This window comes from Urbifossiella limnaea, assembly GCF_007747215.1.
In the GTDB taxonomy this organism is placed as follows: domain Bacteria; phylum Planctomycetota; class Planctomycetia; order Gemmatales; family Gemmataceae; genus Urbifossiella; species Urbifossiella limnaea.
The window spans coordinates 2,235,441-2,260,730 of record NZ_CP036273.1 but is presented as its reverse complement, the minus strand read 5'-3'; the positions used below and the strand labels follow the sequence as shown (position 1 = coordinate 2,260,730).

Here is a 25,290-nt window from a genome sequence, read left to right as displayed (position 1 = left end):
CCCCGAGGCTCCGATGTCGCTGTTCGACGACCACCCGCTCACCGACCTCGACCGCAAGGCCCACGGGCTGCTCGGCGACAAGGCCGTCGTGAAGTCACTCGCGCAGCAGGCCGCGTTCCACCGGCTGCCGCGGTACGTCTCCGAGTACCTGATCGCCAAGTACGTCAAGCCCGAGACGTGGCGCGACGACCTGGCCAAGATTCAGGCCAAGATCGCCGAGTTGCTCCCCGACCTGGAGCACCGCGAGCTGCTGAAGGAGAAGCTGCTCGGCAAGGGCGAGGTGACGCTGATCGACAACGTCGAGGCGCGCGTGGACCTGCGCGGCGGCCAGCGGTGGGGCCGCGTCCCGGCGCTCGGCGACCAGAAGGTGCGCGTGCCGGCGTCGGTCATCGAGGGGAACCCCGGCCTGCTCCTCGGCGGGCTGTGGGGTACGGCGAAAGTCAAATACGCACCGGAGGTGAACGCCGACGCCCCGAACGAACTGGTGGCGTTCACGCCGTTCCAGGTCGGGCCGCCCGACGTGGCCGAGTTCCGTGCCGCGCGTGCGAAGTTCACGACCGACGAGTGGGCGGCGCTGCTGCTCCAGAGCGCCGGCTACGCCGCGGGCGCCTTCCCCGACCGCCGCACCCGGCTGCTGCTGTTCGCCCGCATGGTGCCGCTCGTCGAACGGAACGTGAACCTCATCGAGCTCGGGCCGCGGCAGACGGGCAAGACGTTCCTCCTGCGGAACCTGTCGCCGCGCGTCTTCACCGTCAGCGGCGGCAAGACGACACCAGCGAACCTGTTCGTCAACCTCGCCACGAAGCAGGTCGGCATCCTCGGCACGCGCAAGGTCGTCGTCTTCGACGAGATCGCACACACCAGCTTCGGCGACGAGTCGGAGACGATCTCGACGCTGAAGGACTACATGGAGAGCGGCCAGTTCAGCCGCGGGGCGCTCCACTTCGCCGCGGACGCCGGCCTCGTCTTCGCCGGCAACGTCGACGTGGACGGCGACCAGCCGCACCCGAAGTACGCGCACCTGCTCGAACCGCTGCCCGACGAGCTGATCGACTCCGCGTTCCTCGACCGCGTCCACGGCTACCTGCCCGGCTGGGAGGTCCCGAAGATCACGCCCGCGTCCGTGGCCACCGGCGTCGGGTTCGTCACGGACTACTTCGGCGAGGTGCTGGCGCAACTGCGGAAGGACAGCTTCGCCGACCGGGTGCGGGCGGTGCCGCTGCACGCCGGGCTGACGCGGCGCGACCAGACGGCCGTGGAGCGGCTCACGTCGGGGCTGCTCAAACTGCTGCACCCCGACGGCAACGCCACCGACGCCGAGTTGCTGGAGTTGGTCACGTTCGCCTGCGAACTGCGCCAGCGGGTGCATCAACAGCTGTGCGCGCTCGCCCCGGGCGAGTTCAAGCCGCGGCTCGTCGCGCCGGCGGCGGTGGCGGCGCACACCGCGAAAGACCTGCAACGCCGCGAAGCGGCGGCGACGCAGGACCGGCTCAACTCGGAAGCCGTGGTCGGGGCGGCGACGGGGCTGGCGGTGCAGGTCCGCGACGGGCAGGAGGTCGGCGGCGACGTGATCCTGATTCAGGTGTCGGCGATCAACGGCTCGCCCGGCGTGGAGGTCACCGGCCTCCACGGCGGCGCCCTGAAGGACTCGGTGCGGGCGGTCTACAACCTGGTGCGGGCGAACTTCCGCGACTTCGGCATCCCCGAGCAGCGGCTCAAGAGCCAGACGGTGGCCGTGCACCTGGTGAAGATCGCGGAGTCGAAGGACGGCCCCTCCGCGGGGCTGGCGTTCGCCGTGGGAATCGTGTCGGCGCTGGCGAACCGGCCGGTGAAGCCGGGCTGGGCGTTCACCGGCGAGGTGGCGCTGCACGGCGAGGTGGGGGCCGTCGGCGGGCTCGGGCAGAAGCTCGCGGCGGCGGCACGGGCGGGGCGGAAGCACGTCGTCGTGCCGGCGAGTCAGGCCACGGCGGTGATGGGGCTGCCGGAGGAGGTGCGGGCCGCCCTCGAGATTCACCCGGTGGCGACGGCCCGCGAGGCGCTGGCACTCGCGCTGGAGGCCTGAGCTTACTTGGCCCGCGACCGCGGCACCGCCGACAGCCGCTCGGCCGGCACCGCGATCACGTTCCGCTGCTTCTCCGCCGCGAAAAACCGCGCGGCTTCCTCCGCGGGGAACGGCCGTACGTCGTACTTGCCGTCCACGAACTGCTGCTGGGCCTCGTGGAACGACAGGAACTCGTAGTTGGCGGGGAACAGCGCCTTCAGCTGGTCGAACGAGCGAATCGAGCCCTTCACCGGGTGGTGCTCCGTCGTCACCTCCACGATCACCAGCGGGCGGTCGCGCTCCATCGTGGCGCGGAGGCCCTTCAGCGCCGGCTCCTCGTACCCCTCGATGTCCATCTTGACGATGCCGATGGGGGCCGTCGGGCGGGTCTTGAAGTACTCGTCGGCGGCGACGATCTTCAGCGCCCCGAACGGCTTCTTGTCGGGGTCGTCGGGGCGGAAGGTGCCGCCGCCGGCGTTCGTCTCGTCGGACGAGAAGAACGGAATCTCCGCCGCCGTCTCGCCGAAGCCGACGCGGTGCACGACCACGTTCGGGAACTTGTTCAGGGCGAGGTTGTCGTCGAGCCGCTTGAGCACCGGCGGGAACGGCTCGACCGCGTGGACTTCCTTCGTCCGCGGGGCCATGAACAGGGTGTACTGGCCGGTGTTCGCCCCCACGTCGAGGAACGCCGTGTCCTTGAGCTTCGCCGCGGTCGTGTAGTCGTCCATGAAGAACAGGATGAACTTCTCCCACGCCCCGAACGTGAGCACGCTGTCGTCGATGAGCTCGCCGGTGGTGCCGCGGTAGACGTACCCGTAGTTTTCGACGGTGAACGTGAACTCGCGGTCGCGCGTCTTGCGCAGCGACATGGCGAACGGGTTCACCTCGTTGCGCCGCTCGGCCTCCTCGGCCGCGGCGGTCGCCTTGCGGGAGTAGAGGAAACAGACGCCGAGCGCCCCCGTGGCGATGGCCACGGTGGCGTAGAACAGCGGGCGGTAGCCGGTGGCGGGGGCCATGCGGGTGAAGTCCCGGGCGGGGTGGGGTGAGGCCCGGGACGAACCCGGGCACCGGAACCGTAGAACGATTCCTGCCCGGGTCAAATCACAAGTAAGCTCACGCGGAGGCGTAGAGCCGCGGAGAAAACCGAGTTTGACTCTTGTTTTCTCCGCGGCTCTGCGCCTCCGCGTGAGCCTGTTTTTAGTACGTCGCCCGGCCGCCGGAGATGTCGAAGCAGAAGCCGGTGGTGAAGCTGCACTCCGCGCTCGCCAGGAAGTGCACGAGCGCCGCCACCTCGTCCGGCTTGCCGGTGCGGCCGAGCGGAATCTTGCTCAGCATCATGTTGATCTGCGACTGGTCGAGTTGGTCCAGGATCGGCGTCTGAATCACCGCCGGCGACACGCTGTTGACGCAGATGTCGCCCTTCCCCACCAGTTCCTTGGACAGCGACTTCGTCAGCGCGATCACCGCGGCCTTGCTGGCGGAGTACGGGGCCATCTTCGGGTTCCCCTCCTTGCCCGCGATGCTGGCGATGTTGACGATCCGGCCGTACCCCTTGGCGATCATCCCCGGCAGCACCGCCTTGCAGCACAGCACCAGCCCGGTGACGTTTATGCCGAGCACGAACTCCCAGTCCTCGCGGACGCTCTCCCAGATCGGCACGTCGCGGCCCTTGCGGCTGGCGACGCCGGCGTTGTTCACGAGCACGTCCACCGGCCCGGCGGCCTTCGCTACCTCGCCGAACACGCGCTCCAGGTCGGCTTCCTTCGTCAGGTCGCCGACCATCGGCACGCCGCCGATCGCCGTCGCCACCCGGTTAGCGCTGTCGGCGTTCATGTCGAACACGCCGACTTTGGCCCCGGCGGACGCGAGCCGGCGGCAGATCGCCTCGCCGATCCCCTGCCCGCCGCCGGTCACCACCGCCACCTTGCCGTCGAGCCGGAAATGGTCTGCCATCGCTCGCTCCCGAGGTTCGTGTTTCGAGTTCAGAGTTTCGAGTGAGGTTAAGGTATGTGGGGTTGGGTCAACGGCGTCGGGTATGCCGGACGTGACGGCCCCGAAACTCGAAACTCGAAACTCGAAACGCCGGTCTGGCGGGTTATTCCGCCCCCCGCCCTTCCCCGACCGGCCAACTCCGCCGGGCCGGCGTGGCAAACCCCGCCGGTATTTCGCACAATACCAGCATGAAATCGCACCGCGCGGACGGCGAGCGATCACTCGCCGTCTTCATCGACTTCGAGAACATGGGCCTCGGCTTCAACGGCCGGCGCGACCGGTTCGAGATCGGCAAGGTGCTCGAGCGCCTCGTCGAGAAGGGGAAGATCGTCTGCAAGAAGGCGTACGCCGACTGGTCGCGGTTCGGCGCCTACACGGGCGCGCTCCACGAGGCCGCCATCGAGTTGATCGAGATCCCCCGCCGCGGCGTGTCCGGCAAGAACTCCGCCGACATCCGCCTCGTGGTGGACGCCATCGACCTGGCGTACTCGAAGGACCACATCGACACGTTCTGCATCGTGTCCGGCGACAGCGACTTCTCGCCGCTGGTGTCGAAGCTGAAGGAGTTGGGCAAGCACGTCATCGGCCTCGGGCTGGTGGACGCCACCTCCGACCTGCTCCGCGACAACTGCGACGAGTTCATCTACTACGAGGACCTGGACCGCGCCCCGATCATCCCGACGGGCGTGAACGAGAGCATCCCGGAGAAGAAGCGCAAGGGCTTCGCCCTGCTGCTGGACTCGCTGCTGGCGCTGCGGCGGGAGAACAAGGACGTGATCTATTCGTCCATGGTCAAGGAGACGATGAAGCGGAAGAAGCCGTCGTTCAACGAAGGCTATTACGGCTACCGCGCCTTCAGCGAGCTGCTGGAGGACGCCGAGAAGAGCGGGCTGGTCGAGCTCGACAAGCACAAGACGAGCGGCATGTACATCGTGACGCGGTTCGGCCTCGAAATGCAGGGCGGCCCCGTCCCCGGCGGCCGGCCCGCGGCGCCGGCCAACGGCGGCCCGCGCCCCGCGGCGGAGCCGCGGCGGCAGGCGGGGCCGGTCGGCCCGGCGCGGGACGCGGGTCGGGAGCCCGCCCCGCCCGCTCGCCCGGCGCAATCACCCGCCCCGCCCGCTCGCCCGGCGCAACCGCCCGCCTCGCCCGCGGCACGTCAGCCGGCGCCGCGACCGGTCCGCCCGCCGGCCGCCGCGCCGCCTGCCAAGCCGGTCGACGATCGGCCCCTCGGTCGGGCGCTCGTGGACGAGTTCGACCCGCTCGACGACGTGGACGAGATACCGAGCTACGCCCCGCGGAAGGCCCCTGCAACGGCGCCACCGCCGGCCCCGGCGGCGCCCGCGAAGCCCGCGGGGCGGCCGCCGGCGCGGGCGGGCGGCCGCACGGCCGCGAAGCCGGCGGCACCGAAGGCGGACGCGCCACCTTCGGAGCCGGCCGCGAAGCCGGCGGCGCGGCGCGGCGGGTCGCGGCGGAAGCCGGCGGAGCCCGCCGCCGAAGCGCCGCCGCCGAAGCCGAAGCCGCCGGTGGACGACGACGATTTCTCGGCCGGCCTTAACGACTGACTGAATCCCACAGGCGAGCCGGCCCCGTGAGGGGTCGGACCGCCCGGCGACCCGACCCCTCACGGGGCCGGCTCGGCGACCGTTCGTAACACGTCAGACGCATTTCCACCCCGCCCCGCCGCCGGAACTACCCGACGGCCCGCGGCGTCGATACAACCCACCCGATAGCCGCTGTCGCGCACCCGCGATCCGCACCCGGAGCCGCCCCGTGCCACTGTTGTTCGCCGTCACGTTGTTCATCAGCGCCTCGCTGCTCTTTATGGTGCAGCCGATGGTCGGGAAGATGATCCTCCCGCTCCTCGGCGGCAGCCCGGCGGTGTGGAACGCCTGTATGGTGTTCTTCCAGGTGCTGCTGCTGCTCGGATACCTGTACGCCCACTGGATGAGCACCCGGCATGAGCCGGCGAAGCAGGGCTGGCTCCACTCGCTCGTACTTCTCACGGCCATCGCCGCGTTCGTCCTGTCGGTCGCGTTCGGCACCCGGCACACCCCCATCGCCGTCGCCGAGGGCCTCGCCCCGACCGACGGGGCCAACCCGTTCTTCGCCGTGCTGGCACTCCTCGCGGTCGCGATCGGCGTGCCGTTCTTCGTGGCCAGCACCAGCGCCCCGCTCCTCCAGCGGTGGTTCTCGTTCACCGGCCACCCGTCGAGCCGCGACCCGTACTTCCTGTACGCCGCGTCGAACGTCGGCAGCCTGGTGTCGCTCCTCGGCTACCCGCTGTTCATCGAACCGTACATGACGATCAACGGGCAGGCGTGGCTGTTCGCCGTCGGGTTCGCCATCCTGGCCGTGCTCATCGTCGCCTGCGGCCGGGCGGCCGCCAACCCGATCGGCGTGCCCCCGGGTAGCAAGAACGGGAACGGCCCCGTGAAGTCGAACAAGCCCGGCGCCCTGGACGTGAACGCCGAGCCGCCGCCGAGCCCGCTGCGGATCGCCAAGTGGGTGCTGCTGGCGTTCGTGCCGAGCAGCTTCATGCTCGCCGTGACGTTCCACATGTCCACCGACATCGCCAGCATCCCGCTGCTGTGGGTCATCCCGCTGGCGCTGTACCTGGTGACGTTCATCATCTCGTTCAGCACGCTGGTCCCGCCGTGGTTCCGGGTGGTGCTCGGCAACCTCGCCCCGATCATGCTGCTGGTGCTGGTGTTCGTGCTCGTGTCGGGCATCACCGGCAACCGCGTGGCCCTGACGCTGGCCATCCACATCGGGGCGTTCTTCTTCGCCGCCCTGATGTGCCACTACGAGCTGGCCCGCGACCGGCCGAAGGACGTGACGCACCTGACGCAGTACTTCGTGTGGATGTCCGTCGGCGGCATGTTGGGCGGCATGTTCAACGGCATCTTCGCCCCGCTCGTGTTCACCTACGCCCACGAGTACCCGACCACGATCGTGTTCGCGTGCGGCATGGTGCCGCTGTTCGGCGTCCAGGCCGCCCGCACCGCCGGCAAGCTGTTCCCGAAGCTGACCGGCACGCGGAGCGACGTGTCCGAGTGGCTGGCCACCGCGGCCATCGCCGCCGCCGTGTACGGGGTCTGCCTCGGGCTGAGTTACATGCTGTTCAAGATGATGCTGGAGACCGGCAAGCTGGTGACCTACTGGTACCTGGTGGCGCTCATCCCGGCGTGGGCGGTGATGTTCTTCTGGCGGCGGTTGCAGGTGGCCCAGTACCAGGCGTCGGAGAACCCGGAGGAGCTGCCGATGGCGCAGTTCTCCGAGTCGGCCAAGAAGACCGACTTCCGCACCGCCCTGGACGTGGCGGTGCCGATCACGATGGCCTGCCTCATCTGGTTCACGTCGTACTGCCACGACACCCGCGGCGAGGAGGGGAGCTGGTTCTACTGGATGTCGCAGCGGATCGCGTCGTGGCTGAAGTGGATGGACGTGGACGAGCCGAAGGCGGCGGCGATCCTGGCGTTCGGCCCGCCGGTGATGGCGTGCTTCTTCTTCGTCGACCGGCCGGCCCGGTTCGCCCTGTCGGTGGCCGCCATCCTCGGCGTCCACCACATCCGCGAGGCCCAGAACGAGTCCATCGTCTACACCGACCGCAGCTTCTTCGGCATCCTGAAGGTCGAGTCCCGCGGGTACTTCACCCGGCTCGTCCACGGCACCACGCTCCACGGCACGCAGATCAACGAGTACTACATCGTCCGGGCCGACGCCCCGATCGTGTTCGGCGTGTTCACCCCGTGGGACGTGCTGGCCGTCGAAGGCGCCCTGAACCGGTGGGACCCGCGGCAGGAGCCGCTGACGTACTACCACCGCACCGGCCCCGTGGGGGCGATGGTGTGGCAGACCCGCATGCGGGCCATCGAGGAGGGCCGCAACCCCGCCTCCGACAAGATGGCGATGGTCGGCCTCGGCACCGGGTCGGCGTCGTGCTACGCCCTCCGCGGGCAGGAGCTCGACTTCTACGAGATCGACCCGGCCGTCCGGAAGATCGTCGAGACGCCGTGGATGGTGATGAACCAGAAGGAGATCGACGAGGCCAAGGCCGCCGGCGCCGCCGCCGTGCCCGAGCCGCTGATGGGGCCGATCACCTACGTGCAGGGCGCCCGCGACCGCGGCGGCATCATCGACTTCCGCATGGGCGACGCCCGGCTGAAGCTCCGCGACTACAACGAGCGGAAGTACTCGCTCCTCCTCGTGGACGCCTTCAGCTCGGACGCCATCCCGGTCCACCTCCTCACCAAGGAGGCGGTCGAGATGTACATGACGAAGGTGACCGACCACGGCCTCCTGGCCCTGCACATCTCCAACAAGTACGTCCGGCTGGAGCCGGTGGTCGCGGGGATCGCCGACGCCCTCGGCCTGAAGGCCCGGGTGTGGAACGACGACAGCGAGAACCGGCCGGGCAAGACGGCGTCGAGCTGGTGCGTGCTGGCCCGCTCGGAGGCCGACCTAGGCGTGCTCGGCAAGTCGGCCGTGGACCAGGCCAAGGCGTTCGGCACCCGCAACGAGCCGCTGGTGTTCCTGCTCAACAAGTACGGCGCGGACAAGAACGCGCTGGAGGCCATCAAGGGCGAGTGGGGCGGCCCCGAGCCGGACAAGATCACGCTGACGCAGATGAACATCCGCGAAGGCCCCCAGGCGGCGCAGCTGTACCAGATGGCGATGCGAATGCGCGACGCGGGCAAGACCGGCCCGGACGCGACGCTCGGGGCGCTGACCGGGTACATCTACGGCCAGATGTTCCACGAGCTGAAGGTGCTCAAGGACGTGCCGCTGTGGACCGACGACTACTCGGACGTGCTGCGGGTCATCATGATCAAGCAGGTGCAGAGCGTGCGGAAGATGTTCGGCCTCCCGACGCCGATCACCGAGTAGCGGCCCGGGTAGGATGACACCCACGAAGCCCGGGGACGGCCGTCCCCGGGCTTTCTTCGTCATGAGCGATCCGAAACCAATCGTCGGCGTGGTCGGGGCGTCGGCCCGCGCGGCGGTCCACTCGCTCGCCCGCGCCGGCTACCCGGCGTGGGCCGTGGACCTGTTCACCGACCGCGACCTGTACGCGCCGGCCGCCCGCTGCCCGTCCGCTGAGTACCCGCGCGGTATGCCCGCGCTCGCGGAGCAGTTCCCCCCCGGCCCCGTGCTCTACACCGGCGGCCTGGAGAACTACCCCGACGTGGTCGCCGAGCTGGCCGCACGGCGGCCGCTGTGGGGGAACCCGCCGGCGGTGCTGGAGCGCGTCCGCGACCCGTTGTTCATGGGCGAGGTGTGGTGGTCCGCGGAAGGCGACGCGGTGCGGGTGCCGCGTGTACTTCCTGGCGACGCGACGCCCGCGGACGGCACCTGGCTCGTGAAGCCGGTCCGCGGCGCCGGGGGCTACGGCATCCGTCCGTTCCACCCTGCCGACCCAGTACCCGACGCCGGCCAGCACTACCTCCAGGAGTCCGTGACCGGCGTGCCGATGTCGGCCGTGTTCGTCGCCAGCGCCGCAGCGGTTCGGTTGCTCGGGGTGACGGAGCAACTCAACAACGTCGGCTGGCTTAACGCGGGCGTCTTCCGGTACGGCGGCAGCGTCGGCCCGGTCGAACTGCCGGCTGCGACCGCCGACACCCTCGGCCGCTTCGGTAGCGCGCTCGCGTGGGCCGGCGGGCTCGTCGGGTTATTCGGCGTTGATTTCATTATCGACGCCGCCGGCGTGGCGTGGCCGGTCGAAGTGAACCCGCGCTACACCGGCTCCGTCGAGGTGATCGAGCACGCCACCGGGCGAGCCGTGATGCTCGACCACGCCACCGCATTTGGGGCTCCGTTGGGCGATTGGCCCGTCCGCCGCGACCCGCGACACCGCGGCTTCGGGAAGGCGGTCTATTACGCCCCCCGCCGGTTCGTGTTCCCCGCGCACGGACCTTGGGACGACCGCGGGGGCCCGTTCGACCCGTGGAGCCTCCCCACCTTCGCCGACGTGCCCGCCGCGGGCAGCACGATCGAACCCGGCTGGCCCGTGTTCACGCTAATGGAAGGCGGTTCGTCCGCCGCCGATGTCCGCCGCCGGTTACAATCACGGGCGGCGGACCTGGACCGCATCTTCGCCGCGGAGCACTCCCGATGACACTGAACGACCGTGCCCTCGCCGTCGCCGACGAGCTGGAACGGAACGCCGACCGCTACCGCGTCGCCGTGAGCAAGGTCGGCGGCGCCCGCGTCATCGACTGCGGCGGGGCCGTCACCGGCAGCCTCGGCGCCGGGCTGGCGATGGCGCGCGTCTGCCTCGCCGACCTGGGCGACGTGGCCTACGTGCCGGGCACCGTCCTCGGCGGCCCGGCCGTGCAGGTGACCACCGACGACCCGGTGCGGGCGTGCCTCGCGTCGCAGTACGCCGGTTGGCAGGTGTCCGTCGGCAAGTTCTTCGCCATGGGCTCCGGGCCGATGCGGGCACTCGCGGCGCGGGAGGAACTGTTCCAACACATCCCCGGCAAGGAAGAGGCCCGCGTCGCCGTCGGCGTGCTGGAGACGCGCAAGCACCCGACCGAGGACGTGATCGCGCACCTCGTCTCCAAGCTGCCGGAGTGTGCGGAGTCGCTGACGCTCCTGGTGGCGCCGGCGTCGAGCCTGGCGGGGACGGTGCAGGTGGTGGCGCGGTCGGTGGAGACGGCGCTGCACAAGCTGCACGAGCTGAAGTTCGACGTGGCGCAGGTGGTGAGCGGGTACGGCACGGCGCCGCTGCCGCCGGTGTCGCCGGACGAGATCACCGCCATCGGCCGCACCAACGACGCCATCCTGTACGGCGGCGCGGTCACGCTGTGGGTGCGGGCCGACGACGAACAACTGGCGGCGCTGGGGCCGAAGGTGCCGTCGGCGGCGTCGCCGGACCACGGGGCACCATTCGCCGAGCTGTTTGCCCGGTACGGGGACTTCTACAAGATCGACCCGCTGCTGTTCGCCCCGGCGGAGGTGGAGTTCCGCAACCTGAAGACGGGCCGCTGCCACCGCTTCGGCCGCAGCGAGCCGGGGCTGGTGCGGAAGTCGTTCGGTCTGGAGTGAGACACGACTCGCGTCGTCGGAATCGCTACGGAGGCATCCCATGAACGTGCTGGCCCACCCGCCGCGGCTGGCCGCCGAGGAGTTCGAGAAGCTGGCCGACAACTCGCGGTACGAGCTGGTGAACGGGTGCCTGAAGGAGCGCCACACGGGCTCGATTTCCAGCTGGATCGGCGGCATCCTGTACGCCCGGCTCCTGGAGTACGCCACCGCCCAACGGTACGGCTGGGTGTTTCACGCCGACGCCGGGTTCGACTGCTTCCCCCGCGGGAACGTCCGCTACCCCGACGTGTCGGCCGTGCGGTTCGGCCGTCTGCCGGACGAGCAGTTGCCCCAGGGGCACATGAAGCTGGCGCCCGACTTCGCCGCCGAGGTGGTGTCGCCGAACGACAAGGCCGGCGAGTTGGAGGAGAAGCTGCACGACTACCGGGCCGCGGGCGTCGGCCTCGTATGGGTGGTTTACCCGGACACCCGTACGGCCCGCGCCTACCGGCCAGACCGAACCACGACCGACTTCGAAGAAAACGACGTGATGCCCGGCGAGGCGGTGTTACCGGGCTTCGCCGTCCGGCTCGGCGACCTGTTCCCCCCGCCGCGCCCCGGCGCCCCCCCGGCCTAACCGACATGCGAATCGCAGTCCTCTCCGGCGGCGGCGGGTGGCACGTCCTCGACCTCGTCCGCGCCGCGCGCCAGCTCGGCCACGCGGCCGAGCCCGTGGACTTCCGCACCGTCGCCGCGGCCGTCGGCACCCACCCTGGGCCGCTCGCCGGGTTCGACGCGGCCCTCGTCCGCACCATGCCGGCCGGGTCGCTCGAACAGGTCGTCTTCCGCATGGACGTGCTCCACGCCGCGGTCGCCGCCGGGGTGCGCGTCCTCAACCCGCCGCGGGCCGTCGAGACGTGCGTGGACAAGTACCTCACCAGCACCCGCCTCGCCGCCGCCGGCCTGCCGACGCCGCCGACCCACGTCTCTCAAACGGCCGATGCCGCACTGGACGGGTTCGACCGGCTCGGCGGCGACGTGGTGGTGAAGCCGCTGTTCGGGTCCGAGGGGCGCGGCATGGTGCGGCTGACGGACCGCGAGACGGCGTGGCGGACGTTTCACGCCCTCGACCGCACCGGGCAGGTGATCTACCAGCAGGGCTTCGTCCGCCACCCGGGCTGGGACTTGCGGGCGTTCGTGGTCGGCGGCAAGGTGCTCGCCGGGATGCGGCGCACGGCCCGCGGCGACTGGCGGACCAACGTCGCCCAGGGCGGCACGGCCGAGCAGGTCGAACTGGGTGACGGAGCGGTGTCACTCGCGGTGCGGGCGGCGGCGGCCGTCGGCTGCCCGCTCGCGGGCGTGGACCTGCTCCCGGGGCCGGGCGGCGACCTGAGCGTGATCGAGGTGAACGCCGTGCCCGGGTGGCGGGCGTTGGCGGCCGTCACGGGCCGCGACGTGGCGGCCGACGTGGTCCGCTTTCTGACGGAGGAGTACCGGTGACGGCCCCGCGGTTCGACGACCCGACGCAGTGGATGATCCCCACGGCGTGCGTGTGGGAGGTGATGGCCCGGAAGGTCGGCAACGTCCACCCCGGGGCCGCGTTCCGGGACGCGGACGCGGTGTCGTTCCTGCTGAGCGCCGCGGTCGTCACGCCGAACTTCGGCAGCCGTGGCGACTACGAGGACGTCGGCGGCACGGTCCTGGCCTGCGTGCGGCGGACACGCGCCGTCGTCGAGTCGAACACGAACCTCGGCATCCTGCTCCTGCTGACGCCCCTCGCACACCCCGGTGCGCCGATGGACCGCGAGGGCTTCTCGCGCCACGTCCTGAACACGGAGCGGTGCGGCGTGGCCGCGGCGCGCGACGTGTACGAGGCGATCCGCGTGGCGAACCCCGGCGGCCTCGGCGACGCCCCCGAAGCCGACGTGCGAGCCGAGCCGACGATCACGCTGCTCGAAGCGATGGCGCTGGCGGCCGACCGCGACCTGGTGGCCCGCCAGTACGCCAACGGGTTCGCGGACGTGTTCGACTTCGGCGTGCCGACGTTTCTCGACGCGCTCCGCCGGTTCGGGTGCGTGGAGGCGGCGGTGATCGACGCGCAGTTGCACTGGTTGGCCGAGTACCCGGACACCCTGATCGCGCGGAAGGCGGGCGCGGCGGCCGCCGCCGACGTGCAGCGGCGCGCGGCCGACGTGCTACGCCTGGGCGGGATTTCTTCGGCCGACGGCCGGCGGGCCGGCGTCGAGTTGGACCGGCACCTGCGGTCGGACGGGAACCGGCTGAACCCGGGGGCGGTGGCGGACCTGATCACGGCGTGCCTGTTCGTGGCGCTGCGGGAGCGTAAGGTAGCCCCGACCGCCCCGTTCCGCTGGGCGGCGACCGACTGGCTCTGACACATGCCCACCGAGCGCTACAAGGTCCGCGTCACCAAGGACCACCTGGTCTTCTGCTGCGGCCACTTCATCAGCTACGAGGGGCACCGCTGCGAGCGGCTGCACGGCCACAACTACCGGGCCGCGGTCGAGGTCGAGGGGCCGCTCGCCGCCGACTTCTACGTCTTCGACTTCGTCGCGCTCAAGGCGCGGATGAAGGAGATTACCGACGACCTGGACCACCACATGCTGCTGGCCACCCGCAACCCGGTGATCGCGGTCGTGGACACCGGCCCGACCGTGGACGTGACGTACAAGGACCGCCGCTGGCTGTTCCCGCGCGGCGACTGCAAGCTGCTGCCGATCGAGAACACGACGGCCGAGCTGATCGCCCGACACCTGGCCGAGCGGTTGCTCGAATCACTCCGCGACCGTCACGGCTTCGTGCCGGAGGTTCTGCGGGTCGAGGTGGAGGAGAACATCGGCCAGTCGGCGACCTATGAATGGGTGCCGTGAGCGGAAAACGAACGGGCGCAGAACGTTACGCACATCACTCGCCTGTCGACTGGCCCGAACCAACTTTTTTATGAGTCGGTGACATGTTTCCGGGACCCGACCCCCCTCAGCCGGAAGAAACAATCCTCATCCGACTGAACCCTCCGGGTTCGCCTTTTTTTCCGCGCCGCTGCGGGTTATGAAAGCCGCCCGAGTCCCCCGGCCGACGGAGGCGGAAGGTTCGTGAAATCTTTACCGCCAGTCGGCCGATAGGGTAACAGGTTCCGCACGGGTCGGCCGCCTCACCCCCGACCAGACGACACCGGGCCGCACGACGCGACCAGACCCCGGGCACGGAAGCAGCCACATGCCGCACCCGAAGATTACCGGCCTCGACGAACTCGCCACGGTCGTCGAGCGGGCCAGGGCCGGCGGCCGCCGGGTGGTCCACTGCCACGGCGTGTTCGACGTGCTGCACATCGGCCACGTCCGCCACTTCGAGGAAGCCAAGAAACTCGGCGACATCCTGGTGGTGACGCTCACCCCCGACCGGTTCGTGAACAAGGGCGTCGGCCGGCCGGCGTTCACCGAGTCGCTGCGGGCCGAGTTCCTGGCGTCGCTGGCGTGCATCGACTACGTCGCCGTCAACAAGTGGCCGACGGCCGTGGACACGATCCGGCTGATCCGGCCCGACGTCTTCGCCAAGGGGAGCGAGTTCAAGAACCTGCAAGACACCATCGGCCACGTCAGCCAGGAGGCCGAGGCGGTGCGCGCGGTCGGCGGCGAGGTGGCGTTCACGGAAGACGTGGTGTTCAGCTCGTCGGGCCTCATCAACCAGTACATGAACCAGTACCCGGACCACGTCCGCGAGTACCTCGCCGAGTTCGCCGGGCGGTGGCCCGCCGAGACCGTGCTGGCGCCGCTGAAGGCCGCCGCCGGGCTGAAGGTGCTGGTCGTCGGCGAGACGATCATCGACGAGTACGCCTACTGCGAGGCGATCGGCAAGAGCGGCAAGGAGCCGGTGCTGGCGACGCGGTACATGAGCACCGACAAGTTCGGCGGCGGGGTGCTGGCGTGCGCCAACCACGCGTCCAGCTTCGCCGACAAGGTGGACGTGTTCACCATGCTCGGCGAGGGGATGGACGAGGAGCCGTTCGTCCGCTCCGTGCTGAAGTCGAACGTGACGCCGTACTTCGTCGAGAAGAAGGACTCGCCGACCATCGTGAAGAAGCGGTTCGTCGAGAAGTACCTGTCGCAGAAGATGTTCGAGGTCTACAAGATCAACGACGACGCGCTCGACGAGCGCGCCGACGCCGACCTGTGCGACCGGCTGCGGGCGCTTCTTCCCAACTACGACGTGGTGATCGTGGCCGACTACGGCCACGGGATGCTGACGCGGAACGCCATCGGCGTGCTGTCGCGGCACGCCCGGTTCCTGGCGGTGAACACGCAGTCGAACGCCGGCAACCACGGCTTCAACATGATCTCCAAGTACCCGCGGGCGGACTACGTCTGCCTCGCCCAGCGGGAGGTGGCGCTGGAGACGCGGACGCTGCACCTGACGCCGGACGAGATGGTGCGGCACGTGAGCGACCGGCTCCACTGCCCGAAGGTGATGATGACCCGCGGCAGCAACGGCACCCTCTACTACACCGCCCCCGGCGGCTACCACCGCGCCCCGGCGTTCGCCACGAAGGTGGTGGACCGCGTCGGCGCCGGCGACGCGGTGCTGTGCGTCACGTCGCTGGCAGTAGCCGCGGGCGTGCCGGCCGACGTGGTGCCGCTCCTGGGCAACGTGGTGGGCGCCGAGGCCGTGCAGATTCTCGGCAACCAGCGGTCGATCGAGCGGATCCCGCTGTACCGCCACATCGAGTGCCTGTTGAAGGTTCACCAGACGACCAAGCCGCAGCCCGCGCCGCAGCAGTTCAAGCTGGCCGGCTGATGTCGTCTTGCCGACCACTGTTCACTCCGAGGCAGAGATGAGCGAGTCCGCGAAGCACACGGTTCTGGTCACCGGCGGGGCCGGGTACGTCGGGTCGGTGCTGGTCCCGAAGCTGCTGGCCGAGGGGCACACCGTCCGCGTGCTGGACACCTACTGGTTCGGCGACGACGTGCTCTCGTCCGTTGCGGGCCACCCGCGGCTGACCGAGATCAAGGGCGACATGCGCGACCGCGAGACGCTCGAGCGCGGCATCAAGGGCGCCACCGCGGTGATCCACCTCGCGTGCATCTCGAACGACCCGAGCTTCGAGATGGACCCGACGCTCGGCAAGTCGATCAACTACGACGCCTTCTTCCCGCTCGTGCAGCTGTCGAAGCAGCACGGGGTGAAGCGGTTCGTGTACGCCTCGTCGTCGAGCGTGTACGGGATCAAGGACGAGGAGAAGGTGACCGAGGAGCTGCCGCTGAAGCCGCTCACGGATTACTCGAAGTACAAGGCCATGTGCGAGGACGTGCTGGAGGCGGCGCGGGCGCCGGGCTTCACCTGCCTCACGCTCCGCCCGGCCACCGTGTGCGGCTACTCCCCGCGGCTGCGGCTCGACCTGTCGGTGAACATCCTCACCAACCTGGCCGTGAACAAGCGCGAGATCACCGTGTTCGGCGGCAGCCAGTACCGGCCGAACCTCCACATCCAGGACATGACCGACCTGTACTGCCAGGTGCTGAAGATGCCCGCCGAGAAAATCGACGGCAAGATCTTCAACGCCGGCTGGCAGAACATGAGCATCGCCGACATCGCCGAGGCGGTGAAGGCGGAGGTCGGCCCGGACGTGAAGATCGTCACGTCAAAGACGGACGACCTCCGGAGCTACCGGGTGTCGAGCGAGAAGATCAAGCGCGAGCTGGGCTGGGAGCCGCGGTACACCGTGCCGGACGCGGTACGCGAGCTAGTGGCGGCGTTCAAGGCCGGGAAGATTCCCGACTCGCTGAGCGCCGCACGGTACTCGAACATCAAGACGATGAACGCCTGGATGGCGGCGCAGAAGAAGGCCGCCTGACCGGGGACGCCATGCCGACCGCCGACCTGAGCGTCGTCGTCGCCAACTACAACCACGCGGCGAAACTCCCGCGGGCGCTGGACGCGATCCTGTCGCAGTCCGTGCGTCCGCGGGAGGTTCTCGTCATCGACGACGCCTCCGACCGCGACGACAGCCGGGCGGTAATCGAGGACTACGCCCGCCGCGATCCCGTGGTGAAGCCCGTTTGGCACGCACGCAACCAGGGCGTGTGCGCGACGTACAACGAGGGGCTGGCCGCGGCCGCTGGCGAGTACGTGGTGCTGGCCGCGGCCGACGACTACGTCCTCCCGGGCTTCTTCGAGAAGTTGCTGACGCAGCTCGACCGGCACCCCGACTGCGGCATCGCCTGCGCCCACGGGGCGTACCGCGTCGGCGACGGCCCGGTCGGCGTGGTGTTGCACGCCTGGCCGGAGCGGGCGGGGTTCTACACGCGGGACGAGGTGTGCGCCGCCGTCCGCCGCGGGATTCCGGGGCACGCCAACGTCTGCCGCCGCAAGCGGCTCGTGGAAGTCGGCGGCCTCCGTCCCGAACTCGCGTGGTACTCCGACTGGCTGGCGTGGCTGCTGATCGCCTTCCGCGGCGGTTGCTGCTACGTCCCCGAAACGCTGTCGGTGACGATCCTGCAACCGGAGTCGTACTCCGGCGCCGGCTTCCGCGACCGCACCCGCAACGTCGCGGCGCTGGCCGCGCTGCTGGACTGCCTCACGTCGCCCGAAACCGCCGACGTGGCGCCGTACTTCAGCCGCAACGGCAGCATCGCGTTCCTGGGAACCGACCTGATCCGCGCCGCGGCGGAGCGCCCGGACTGCTGGTCGAAGCCGGTCCTCGGCCTGCTTAACGGCTTCACCCGCGACGACTACCGCGGCCTGCTCGACGACCCGGACCCGGCCGTGCGCGAGTTGGCGGCGTTCTTCCTCGGCCCGTTCTGGCAGGACGCCGAGCGCGAGAAGGCCGGGCGCGACGCAGAGTTGGTTCACCTGAAGAACCTGCTGGCGCGGGCCGAGTCGGAGGCGCTGCCGCCGGGGATCGGCGGGAAGCTGCGTTGGCTCGCCGGTCGCGCTGCGCGGCGGGTGGCCGGGTAGAGCCTTGGTCGGTCCTAAAGGGGTTCGGCGGTGGCAAGCTCGAGAGGCATCGAGATCGTCGTCCGCGGCTGTACGACTGAGCAGGTAGCTGCGTGGCTCGATTCGATCGCTAGCCCACTCGCCGAGCTGACGGACGCCGGCGGTGCATCGGTGTATCGCACCCGCCTTGGCACAGTGATCGTACAACCCGGGATGGAAGGCCCCGGCGGGACTGGCATCTGGTTCCAGTCCGCCGAACTGCCGTGGGTGTCGTCCGCTGCTTGTGCGCGGCAAGCGGCTCACGAGATCGGGTGCGTAGTGTGGTGCGAGCCGGAGGCGGATTACCCGGAGGTTGATCCTCTTGCGCCAGTGGTCTTGGAGGTAAGCGCCCACGGGGAGCGGCTGATTGAGCTACCTGACCAGCAGGGGCGGTAGAGGTCTGCAACCCGTTGCGACCTGATACTGGCCAAATAGCCGAACGACGACGAATAGACCACCCGCACCGCAAGCTCGGGTTGATTCCGCAGACCCCGCCGGGGTACACCCACACACCCGGCCGCCACGGAAGGCATCGCCATGACCACCACCCGCCTCGACGAGCGGTCGAAAGACCTCCGCCGGGTCATCGTCCGCACGCTCCAGAAGGCCCGCCGCGGCCACGTCGGGGCGGCGTTCTCGCTCATCGAAATCTTCCGCGTCCTGTACGACGACGTGCTCCGGTTCAACCCCCAAGACCCGAAGTGGAAGGGCCGCGACCGCTGCATCCTCAGCAAGGGGCACGGCTGCCTGGCGCTCTACGCCCTCCTCGCCGACAAGGGCTACTTCCCGCCCGCCGAGCTCGACAAGTTCTGCGCCGCCGACGGCATCCTCGGCGGCCACCCGGACGCGGGCAAGGTGCCCGGCGTCGAAGCCAGCACCGGCGCCCTCGGCCACGGCCTCCCCATCGGCGTCGGCATCGCCCTCAGCCAGCGCATCGCCAAGCGGGATAGCCGCGTGTTCGTGGTGCTCGGCGACGGCGAGTGCAACGAGGGCTCGGTGTGGGAGGCGGCCATGTGCGCCGGCAAGCACGGACTGTCGAGCCTCACGGCGATCGTGGATTACAACAAGCACCAGAGCTACGCCAGCACCAAGGAAGTGCAGGACCTGGAGCCGTTCGCCGACAAGTGGCGGAGCTTCGGGTTCGCCGTCCGCGAGGTGGATGGGCACGACGTGGCTGCCCTGCGGGCGACATTCACGGCGCTGCCGTTCGCGGCCGACAAGCCGAGTGCAATCATCGCCCACACGGTGAAGGGTAAGGGTGCGCACTTCGCCGAGAACAACATGAAGTGGCACCACAAGAACAAGGTCACCGACCAGGAAGTCGAAGCGCTCCTGGCCGCCATCGGGGAGGCGTGATGCGCGAGAACTGCCTGAAAACGGTCTACGAGCTGGCGAAGACCGACGAGCGGATCGTGTTCGTCGGCTCCGACCTGGGCGTCGGCGTGCTGGCCGAGTTCAAGCGCGACATGCCGGACCGCTTCTTCATGGAAGGGGTCGCCGAGCAGAACCTCGTCGGCGTCGCTGCCGGGCTGGCGATGGAGGGGCACGTCGTGTACCTGAACACGATCGCCACGTTCCTCAGCCGCCGCTGCTACGAGCAGGTGGCGGTGGACCTGTGCCTGCACAACGTCAACGTGCGGCTCATCGCCAACGGGGGCGGCGTGGTGTACGCGCCGCTCGGCCCGACGCACCTGGCGACCGAAGACATCGCCATCATGCGGGCGCTGCCGAACATGGCGGTCGTGGCCCCGGCCGACGCGAAGGAGATGATCCGGTTCATGCACGCGAGCGTGGACCACGCCGGCCCGATCTACATCCGCGTGGCGAAGGGGCACGACCCGATCGTCACCACGCAGACCGGCCCGTTCGTAATCGGCAAGGCCGTGCCGATGCGCACCGGCGGCGAGGTGCTGCTCGTGACCACCGGCGTCGGCCTGCAGGTGTGCCTGGCCGCGGCCGACCAGCTCGCCGCCGGCGGCGTGAAGGCCGCGGTGCTTCACTTCCCGACGATCAAGCCGTTCGACACCGAGGCGCTGCACGCCCACGCCGAGGGCGCGGCCGCGATCGTGGCCGTCGAGGAACACACGATCATCGGCGGGCTCGGCGGCGCGTGCGCCGAGTACCTCGCGGAGACGGACCTGCTGGCGTCGCGGAAGTTCAAGCGCGTCGGCATCCCGGACGTGTTCCCGAGCGTGTACGGCGACCAGAACGGCATGATGCGGAAGTACGGCATCTCGGCCGAGGCCGTGGCCGCGACCGCGACGACGCTTCTGTCCGCGCGGCCGAAGCCCGTCCGCATTGCGGCGTAATCATCACGAGGAGTGCATGGGTCGCCTGCTCAACATCGTGAACCAGCTCCACCGCCGCACCGCCCGCGACTACGTCGGGCGGATGGCGGACGACAAGGTCCACTGCTCGGTCGTCGCCCGCCGCTTCGACCGCGACTACTGGGACGGCGACCGCCGCTACGGCTACGGCGGCTACAAGTACGACGGCCGCTGGGCCGTGGTGGCGCGCCAACTCATCGACACCTACAAGCTCAAGCCCGGCGCGAAGGTGCTGGACATCGGCTGCGGCCGCGGCTTCCTGCTGCACGAGTTCACGCAACTCCTCCCCGGCTGCACCGTCGCCGGCTTCGACGTGTCCGACTACGCTCTCGACACCGCGAAGCCCGAGGTGAAGCCGTTCCTGTTCAAGCACCGCGCCCAGGACGCGCTGCCGTTCCAGGACGGCGAGTTCGACCTGGTGATCTCGCTGAACGCGCTGCATAACCTGCCGCCGCAGGAAGTCGTGACGGCGCTGAAGGAGATGGAGCGCGTCAGCACGTACAAGTACCTCGTCGTCGAGACGTTCAAGGACGCCGAGGAGCTGTTCAACCTGCAGTGCTGGGCGCTGACCTGCGAGACGTTCCTGCGGCCCGAGTCGTGGGCGTGGCTGTACGGCCTCGCGGGCTACACCGGCGACTACGAGTACATCGCGTTCGAGCCCCCCGCCGCGGCCGCAGCCGCCTGATGAGGAAACCCATGGGAACCGGCAACGGCACCGCCCTGAAGAGCCGCGAGACGCAGTACCAGTTCGAGGTGGACCTGGCGCTGCGCGACGGCTTCTCGCGGTTCGGCATCATGTCCAACCAGACGTGGAAGGACGACCCGCGCCGGCTCGTCTTCCTGCTGTCGCGGTACAAGTTCGTGGCCAAAATGCTGACCGGCCAGAAGCGCGTCGTGGAGGTCGGCTGCGCCGACGCCTTCGGCACCCGGCTGGTCGTGCAGGCCGGCTGCACCGTGACCGCGACCGACTTCGACCCGCTGTTCCTGGACGACGCCAAGAAGCGGATGGCCGCCGACGGATGGGCGTGCGACACGCTCGTTCACGACATCCTCTCCGGGCCGATCGCGCCGGGCGGGTTCGACGCCGCGTATTCGCTGGACGTGTTCGAGCACATCGTGCCCGAGCAGGAGGACGTGTACGTCGGCAACATCGCCAAGTCGCTGTCCGCAGACGGCGTGGCGATCATCGGCTCGCCGTCGCTGCAGTCGCAGGCGTACGCCTCGCCGCCGAGCAAGGAGGGGCACGTGAACTGCAAGGACGGGAACGAGTACCGCCAGGTGATGCTGCGGCACTTCAAGAACGTGTTCCTGTTCTCGATGAACGACGAGGTGGTCCACACCGGCTACCACCCGATGGCGCACTACCTGCTGGCGATGTGCGTCGGCCCGCGCTGAAGCTATCGGAACAAGTCTGTCGCCGTCGGCGCCGCGAGCCCCAACTCGCGGCTCAGCCGCGCCGTCGCCAGCGCCGTGTGCGCCGGCGCCGCCTCCGCGGGAATGCCGCGATCGCGGCACGACACCGCCCGCACCAGGGCCTGGTCAGCACCCATCACCACAGCCAGCCGGCGGGCCAGCTCGGCGTAGGTGCAGTCCTCGGTCCCCGAGACGTGAATCACGCCGCCCGGCCGCTTCTCCCCAACCCGCGCCAGGGCCTCGACCGCGATGCCGAGCGGCACCGGTGACAACACCATGTCACCGAACGCCTCCACCGGCTCGCCGCGCGAGAGTGCGTCACGCCACTTGTGGATGAGCGACCAGTCCGGCGGCACGACCTTCGTGAAGCGCACGACCGTTGCCGCGCCGGTGGCGAGCAGCGCGGTCTCGGCATCAGACTTCTGCCGACCGTACTCCGTCAGGGGGCAGACCGTATCCGCTTCGCAACGGAACGGTACGGTGCCATCGAACACCTGATTCGTGGACAGGAAGACGACGTGCGCCCCACGCTCGCGCAGTCGTGCGGCGAGTGCCAGCGTCTGATCGACATTCACGCCACGGGTGCCGGCCGGGTCGCGGCGGCAGGCGTCGATCGAGGTGACCGCGGCGCAGAGGTAGGCGACCGCGACGTGCACGGGAATCTGCCAGGAGTCTGGATCGGCGGAGAGATCGAGTTGAAGGCCGTCACCGATGCCCCGCCGGGTGGTGCCGACGGCGGCGCGGCCGTCGGCCCGGAGGCGGGCGAGGAGCGGGCGGCCGATGCCGCCGTCCGCCCCGACCACGAGCCACGCCGCGTCAGACATTTCGCCCGCTCCCGGTCAGGCCGCGTGGCGGTATTCGAGCGTCTGGCTCTGAATCTCGGGCCAGTAGTCGTTCACCCACTGCACCACCTCGCCGAGCCCCTCGTCCAGCGAAATCGTCTGCTTCCAGCCGAGCTCGGCGCGAATCTTCGCCGCGTCGATCACGTAGGCCGCGTCCTGGCCGGGGCGCTCGTCCACGGTGCGGGTCGCGTCCTCGAAACGCTTGCCCAGGCGGGCGCAGATCGTGCCCACCACGTCGCGCACCGCCACGCCCTCGTCCGGCGAGATGTGGTACAGCTCGCCGACGCGGCCGCGCTCCAGGATCGCCTTCTCGCCGTGCGACACGTCGCGGATGTGGATGTACGACTTCACCGCCCGGCCGCCGCCGTGCAGCTCGATCGTGCGACCCAGCTTCACGTAAATCGCCGACCGCGGGATGATCTTGAACAGCTGCTGGCGGGCGCCGTACACGTTCGTCGCCCGCACGGTCAGCAGCGGGAAGCCGTACTGCTTGGCGTAGGTTTTCAGCAGGTAGTCGGCCGCGGCCTTCGACGCCGCGTAGGGCGTGCTCGGGTTCAGCGGCGACTCTTCCGTCACGCGCCCCACGCACGTCCCGTAGGCCTCCGGCGACGAGATGTGGACGTACCGCTTGAGGTACTTCTGCTTCCGCAGGTGGTTCACGAGGTACGACAGCGCCACCGTGTTCGTCTGGAACCAGTGCTCGGGGTGGTCCCAGCTCGGGGCCACCTCGCTCTGGGCGGCGAAGTTCACGATCGCGTCGGGCTTCTCCTCGTCCAGCATGGAGAGGATCTTGCCCATGTCGCGGTTCATGTCGAGCGCGTGGTAGCGGTACTTCGACAGGTCCTTCCGCAGCTTGTACCGCAGGGCCAGGCTCGACCGCTCCGGCGACCGGCTGACGCCGACCACGGTGTAGGCCGGGTCGTCCAGCAGCAGGTCCACGAAGTCCTGCCCGGAGAACGAATTCGCGCCGAGGACGACGACCTTGCTCATGCGACCTTCCGCAACGGGACAGGGGAGGAAACGACGGCCGCGAGGGCGGCGCGGGCCTTGCCGAGCTGGGCGGCCTTGCGAGCGTCGTGCTCCGCGGCCGAACCGGCGAACGCCCGCCGGCTCCCGCCAACCGGCAGGAACTCGTTGAGCATGATGCACACCCACTTCACCCGGTACACCGGCAGCAAGAGCGCGGCGCGGGCCTGGAACGCCAGCGGCTCGGCGAAGCCGGCGCCCACGGCGGAGCTGAAGCGGTCGAACGCCGCGGTCGGGGCCGGCACCGCCGGCTGGCAGAAGAAGTCGCACACCAGCTTCGCCGGGTCGTCCCACCCGGCGTACTCGAAGTCGATGAAGCGGAGCCGGCCCGACGGCTCGCGGAGGCAGTTGTGGAACCCGAAGTCCGACGGCGACACGCACCGGTCGGCCGGGTCGAGCGGCCGGTCGAGGTACAGCCCGCTCGCCGCGGCCTGCGCGCGGGCGGACGTGTGAACGGATCGCCACGCGGGGACCAGTTCGGTGTTCACGAATGCCGCCGCGCTTGTATCGGTGTCGCCGTTGATCGGGATCGAGCGCAGCCGCTCGACGCGGCGGGCGACGGTGGCGAAGTGGTCGTCCAGGCTGAAGCACGACTCCGACGCCCGCGGCAGGTTCCCCGCCTCGACGCGATTCCGAGCAGCATGCAGCGCGCGGTAGAACGCGAGAGCCACGTCCACGTCGCGCTCGGCGGCGGTGGTGCCGTGCATCCCCTCCCCGGGCACGTACTCGTACAGCGCGAGCCCGTTCGGCGGGTCGACGGCGAGTGGTTGCGGCACCCAGCGCACGTCGGCCGCGGCGGCGAAGCGGAGGAACGCCCACTCGGCCCCGAGCCGGTCGCGCGGGTCGGCCGGGTGGCGGAAGTAGGACTTCAGCAGCACCGGGCCGGTCGCCGTGTCGAGGCGGTAGACGCGGTTGTTCGCCCCGCCCGCGAGCGGCAGTACGGCCGTCGCCGGGCCGACCCCGGCGGCGTCCGCGAGCGCGATCACGGCCTGCCGGTCTACGCCGCCCATCGGCTCACCTCCCCGCCGAGAACGAACGACGTCACGGCCGCCCAACTGGTCACCCGCGTGTAGTCGCTGCGGTCGGCGTTGGCGTCGGCCGGGTCGAACAGCAGCTTCCGCGGCTTCGCAGGGAACGACGGCTCGCCGAGGAACTCGGGGAGGTCGTCCACGAACACGTCGCAGCCGAGGGCGCCGATGCGGTCGAGCTTCGCCTGCTTGGTCAGTTCGAGGTTCACCCGCTCCGGTGACAGCCCGGTGTCGGCGGTGTCGTAGAACCCGTGCGTGGTCAAGAACGTGTGCGCCGCGGCGTGCAGGTCGTAAGCCGGGCCGAGGTACGGGTGCTTCGTCTTGTGGCTGACGATCGCCACGTCCACGCCCGCGGCGCGGCAGGCACGAAGAAACTCTTTCACGCCGGGGAACGGCTCGGCGTCCGAAATGCGGGGGCCGTAGCCGACGCCCTGCATCGCCGTCCACTCGGGCTCGCGGCCGATCGCGCGGATGTGGTCGCGGACGGCGCCCTTCGTGGCCGGCAGCGACACGGGGACGAGCCCCTGCTCGACGGCCAGCCGGTGGAACAGGCGGTCGTAGCAGACGATCGTGTTGTCGAAGTCGAGCCCGACGAGCATGGGTAGCGC

Annotated in this window: 22 protein-coding genes; 16 read left to right on the top strand and 6 right to left on the bottom strand. The window is 69.8% G+C overall.

Annotation, left to right across the window (positions count from 1 at the left end):
- Positions 1 to 13 precede the first annotated feature (13 nt).
- Positions 14 to 2,062, top strand: coding sequence for a BREX system Lon protease-like protein BrxL (gene brxL / locus ETAA1_RS09045; protein WP_145236591.1), 2,049 nt, complete (start codon positions 14 to 16; stop codon positions 2,060 to 2,062).
- Between the two features lie 2 nt (positions 2,063 to 2,064).
- Here brxL and ETAA1_RS09040 read toward each other — a convergent pair whose 3' ends face one another.
- Together ETAA1_RS09040 and ETAA1_RS09035 are read right to left on the bottom strand one after the other, a co-directional pair.
- On the bottom strand, positions 2,065 to 3,057 hold the full coding sequence (locus ETAA1_RS09040; RefSeq protein ID WP_145236588.1) for an FkbM family methyltransferase: 993 nt from the start codon (positions 3,055 to 3,057) through the stop codon (positions 2,065 to 2,067).
- 181 nt (positions 3,058 to 3,238) lie between these two features.
- On the bottom strand, positions 3,239 to 3,994 hold the full coding sequence (locus ETAA1_RS09035; RefSeq protein ID WP_145236585.1) for an SDR family NAD(P)-dependent oxidoreductase: 756 nt from the start codon (positions 3,992 to 3,994) through the stop codon (positions 3,239 to 3,241).
- A 227-nt stretch (positions 3,995 to 4,221) separates the two neighbouring features.
- Here ETAA1_RS09035 and ETAA1_RS31730 point away from each other — a divergent pair, with 227 nt between their 5' ends.
- The 15 genes from ETAA1_RS31730 (at position 4,222) to ETAA1_RS33400 (ending at position 21,768) form a co-directional block, all read left to right on the top strand.
- Positions 4,222 to 5,595, top strand: coding sequence for an NYN domain-containing protein (locus ETAA1_RS31730; RefSeq protein ID WP_202920776.1), 1,374 nt, complete (start codon positions 4,222 to 4,224; stop codon positions 5,593 to 5,595).
- A 208-nt stretch (positions 5,596 to 5,803) separates the two neighbouring features.
- Entirely contained in the window at positions 5,804 to 8,920 is a 3,117-nt protein-coding gene (locus tag ETAA1_RS09025) for a spermidine synthase family protein (protein ID WP_145236582.1), read from the top strand.
- 61 nt (positions 8,921 to 8,981) lie between these two features.
- Positions 8,982 to 10,148, top strand: coding sequence for an ATP-grasp domain-containing protein (locus ETAA1_RS09020; protein WP_145236579.1), 1,167 nt, complete (start codon positions 8,982 to 8,984; stop codon positions 10,146 to 10,148).
- Positions 10,145 to 11,080 carry a methenyltetrahydromethanopterin cyclohydrolase gene (mch, locus tag ETAA1_RS09015; RefSeq protein ID WP_145236576.1) on the top strand — a complete coding sequence of 312 codons (936 nt, stop codon included), beginning with the start codon at positions 10,145 to 10,147 and terminating at the stop codon, positions 11,078 to 11,080. The genes ETAA1_RS09020 and mch overlap by 4 nt, the downstream gene beginning before the upstream one ends.
- Positions 11,081 to 11,120: 40 nt before the next feature.
- On the top strand, positions 11,121 to 11,696 hold the full coding sequence (locus tag ETAA1_RS09010; RefSeq protein WP_145236573.1) for a Uma2 family endonuclease: 576 nt from the start codon (positions 11,121 to 11,123) through the stop codon (positions 11,694 to 11,696).
- Positions 11,697 to 11,701: 5 nt separating this feature from the next.
- Positions 11,702 to 12,559, top strand: a complete 858-nt coding sequence (locus ETAA1_RS09005; RefSeq protein WP_145236570.1) for an ATP-grasp domain-containing protein — start codon at positions 11,702 to 11,704, stop codon at positions 12,557 to 12,559.
- The gene (locus tag ETAA1_RS09000) at positions 12,556 to 13,452 is read left to right on the top strand and encodes a triphosphoribosyl-dephospho-CoA synthase (RefSeq protein ID WP_202920775.1); all 897 of its coding nucleotides are present in this window, start codon (positions 12,556 to 12,558) and stop codon (positions 13,450 to 13,452) included. The genes ETAA1_RS09005 and ETAA1_RS09000 overlap by 4 nt, the downstream gene beginning before the upstream one ends.
- A 3-nt stretch (positions 13,453 to 13,455) precedes the next feature.
- Positions 13,456 to 13,947, top strand: a complete 492-nt coding sequence (locus ETAA1_RS08995; protein WP_145236567.1) for a 6-pyruvoyl trahydropterin synthase family protein — start codon at positions 13,456 to 13,458, stop codon at positions 13,945 to 13,947.
- Between the two features lie 346 nt (positions 13,948 to 14,293).
- Positions 14,294 to 15,868 (top strand): PfkB family carbohydrate kinase, encoded by a 1,575-nt coding sequence (locus tag ETAA1_RS08990; protein WP_145236564.1) that lies wholly within the window; start codon positions 14,294 to 14,296, stop codon positions 15,866 to 15,868.
- A 37-nt stretch (positions 15,869 to 15,905) separates the two neighbouring features.
- The gene (locus ETAA1_RS08985) at positions 15,906 to 16,925 is read left to right on the top strand and encodes an NAD-dependent epimerase/dehydratase family protein (RefSeq protein ID WP_145236561.1); all 1,020 of its coding nucleotides are present in this window, start codon (positions 15,906 to 15,908) and stop codon (positions 16,923 to 16,925) included.
- An 11-nt stretch (positions 16,926 to 16,936) separates the two neighbouring features.
- Complete coding sequence (locus ETAA1_RS08980) at positions 16,937 to 18,028, top strand: glycosyltransferase family 2 protein (RefSeq protein WP_145236558.1); 1,092 nt, start codon at positions 16,937 to 16,939, stop codon at positions 18,026 to 18,028.
- Between the two features lie 555 nt (positions 18,029 to 18,583).
- Entirely contained in the window at positions 18,584 to 19,402 is an 819-nt protein-coding gene (locus ETAA1_RS08975) for a transketolase (protein WP_145236555.1), read from the top strand.
- Positions 19,402 to 20,355 (top strand): transketolase family protein, encoded by a 954-nt coding sequence (locus ETAA1_RS08970; RefSeq protein WP_145236553.1) that lies wholly within the window; start codon positions 19,402 to 19,404, stop codon positions 20,353 to 20,355. Before ETAA1_RS08975 ends, ETAA1_RS08970 begins: the two co-directional genes overlap by 1 nt.
- Before the next feature lie 16 nt (positions 20,356 to 20,371).
- On the top strand, positions 20,372 to 21,058 hold the full coding sequence (locus ETAA1_RS08965) for a class I SAM-dependent methyltransferase (protein WP_145236550.1): 687 nt from the start codon (positions 20,372 to 20,374) through the stop codon (positions 21,056 to 21,058).
- An 11-nt stretch (positions 21,059 to 21,069) separates the two neighbouring features.
- On the top strand, positions 21,070 to 21,768 hold the full coding sequence (locus ETAA1_RS33400) for a class I SAM-dependent methyltransferase (RefSeq protein ID WP_145236548.1): 699 nt from the start codon (positions 21,070 to 21,072) through the stop codon (positions 21,766 to 21,768).
- A gap of 2 nt (positions 21,769 to 21,770) precedes the next feature.
- Here ETAA1_RS33400 and ETAA1_RS08955 read toward each other — a convergent pair whose 3' ends face one another.
- The 4 genes from ETAA1_RS08955 to ETAA1_RS08940 are packed head-to-tail and all read right to left on the bottom strand — an operon-like array spanning position 21,771 to position 25,281.
- Positions 21,771 to 22,610 carry an SDR family oxidoreductase gene (locus tag ETAA1_RS08955; protein WP_145236545.1) on the bottom strand — a complete coding sequence of 280 codons (840 nt, stop codon included), beginning with the start codon at positions 22,608 to 22,610 and terminating at the stop codon, positions 21,771 to 21,773.
- A gap of 15 nt (positions 22,611 to 22,625) precedes the next feature.
- On the bottom strand, positions 22,626 to 23,618 hold the full coding sequence (locus ETAA1_RS08950; RefSeq protein ID WP_145236542.1) for a GDP-mannose 4,6-dehydratase: 993 nt from the start codon (positions 23,616 to 23,618) through the stop codon (positions 22,626 to 22,628).
- On the bottom strand, positions 23,615 to 24,664 hold the full coding sequence (locus tag ETAA1_RS08945; protein WP_145236540.1) for an aminoglycoside phosphotransferase family protein: 1,050 nt from the start codon (positions 24,662 to 24,664) through the stop codon (positions 23,615 to 23,617). The genes ETAA1_RS08950 and ETAA1_RS08945 overlap by 4 nt, the downstream gene beginning before the upstream one ends.
- Positions 24,652 to 25,281 carry an HAD family hydrolase gene (locus tag ETAA1_RS08940; RefSeq protein ID WP_145236538.1) on the bottom strand — a complete coding sequence of 210 codons (630 nt, stop codon included), beginning with the start codon at positions 25,279 to 25,281 and terminating at the stop codon, positions 24,652 to 24,654. The genes ETAA1_RS08945 and ETAA1_RS08940 overlap by 13 nt, the downstream gene beginning before the upstream one ends.
- Positions 25,282 to 25,290: the final 9 nt, after the last annotated feature.

What these genes read in the sequence shown, in the direction of transcription:
- brxL (WP_145236591.1), top strand. Translation starts at nt 14, where the DNA reads ATGTCGCTGTTCGACGACCACCCGCTCACCGACCTCGACCGCAAGGCC.
- ETAA1_RS09040 (WP_145236588.1), bottom strand. Translation starts at nt 3,057, where the DNA reads ATGGCCCCCGCCACCGGCTACCGCCCGCTGTTCTACGCCACCGTGGCC.
- ETAA1_RS09035 (WP_145236585.1), bottom strand. Translation starts at nt 3,994, where the DNA reads ATGGCAGACCATTTCCGGCTCGACGGCAAGGTGGCGGTGGTGACCGGC.
- ETAA1_RS31730 (WP_202920776.1), top strand. Translation starts at nt 4,222, where the DNA reads ATGAAATCGCACCGCGCGGACGGCGAGCGATCACTCGCCGTCTTCATC.
- ETAA1_RS09020 (WP_145236579.1), top strand. Translation starts at nt 8,982, where the DNA reads ATGAGCGATCCGAAACCAATCGTCGGCGTGGTCGGGGCGTCGGCCCGC.
- mch (WP_145236576.1), top strand. Translation starts at nt 10,145, where the DNA reads ATGACACTGAACGACCGTGCCCTCGCCGTCGCCGACGAGCTGGAACGG.
- ETAA1_RS09010 (WP_145236573.1), top strand. Translation starts at nt 11,121, where the DNA reads ATGAACGTGCTGGCCCACCCGCCGCGGCTGGCCGCCGAGGAGTTCGAG.
- ETAA1_RS09005 (WP_145236570.1), top strand. Translation starts at nt 11,702, where the DNA reads ATGCGAATCGCAGTCCTCTCCGGCGGCGGCGGGTGGCACGTCCTCGAC.
- ETAA1_RS08995 (WP_145236567.1), top strand. Translation starts at nt 13,456, where the DNA reads ATGCCCACCGAGCGCTACAAGGTCCGCGTCACCAAGGACCACCTGGTC.
- ETAA1_RS08990 (WP_145236564.1), top strand. Translation starts at nt 14,294, where the DNA reads ATGCCGCACCCGAAGATTACCGGCCTCGACGAACTCGCCACGGTCGTC.
- ETAA1_RS08985 (WP_145236561.1), top strand. Translation starts at nt 15,906, where the DNA reads ATGAGCGAGTCCGCGAAGCACACGGTTCTGGTCACCGGCGGGGCCGGG.
- ETAA1_RS08980 (WP_145236558.1), top strand. Translation starts at nt 16,937, where the DNA reads ATGCCGACCGCCGACCTGAGCGTCGTCGTCGCCAACTACAACCACGCG.
- ETAA1_RS08975 (WP_145236555.1), top strand. Translation starts at nt 18,584, where the DNA reads ATGACCACCACCCGCCTCGACGAGCGGTCGAAAGACCTCCGCCGGGTC.
- ETAA1_RS08970 (WP_145236553.1), top strand. Translation starts at nt 19,402, where the DNA reads ATGCGCGAGAACTGCCTGAAAACGGTCTACGAGCTGGCGAAGACCGAC.
- ETAA1_RS08965 (WP_145236550.1), top strand. Translation starts at nt 20,372, where the DNA reads ATGGGTCGCCTGCTCAACATCGTGAACCAGCTCCACCGCCGCACCGCC.
- ETAA1_RS33400 (WP_145236548.1), top strand. Translation starts at nt 21,070, where the DNA reads ATGGGAACCGGCAACGGCACCGCCCTGAAGAGCCGCGAGACGCAGTAC.
- ETAA1_RS08955 (WP_145236545.1), bottom strand. Translation starts at nt 22,610, where the DNA reads ATGTCTGACGCGGCGTGGCTCGTGGTCGGGGCGGACGGCGGCATCGGC.
- ETAA1_RS08950 (WP_145236542.1), bottom strand. Translation starts at nt 23,618, where the DNA reads ATGAGCAAGGTCGTCGTCCTCGGCGCGAATTCGTTCTCCGGGCAGGAC.
- ETAA1_RS08945 (WP_145236540.1), bottom strand. Translation starts at nt 24,664, where the DNA reads ATGGGCGGCGTAGACCGGCAGGCCGTGATCGCGCTCGCGGACGCCGCC.
- ETAA1_RS08940 (WP_145236538.1), bottom strand. Translation starts at nt 25,281, where the DNA reads ATGCTCGTCGGGCTCGACTTCGACAACACGATCGTCTGCTACGACCGC.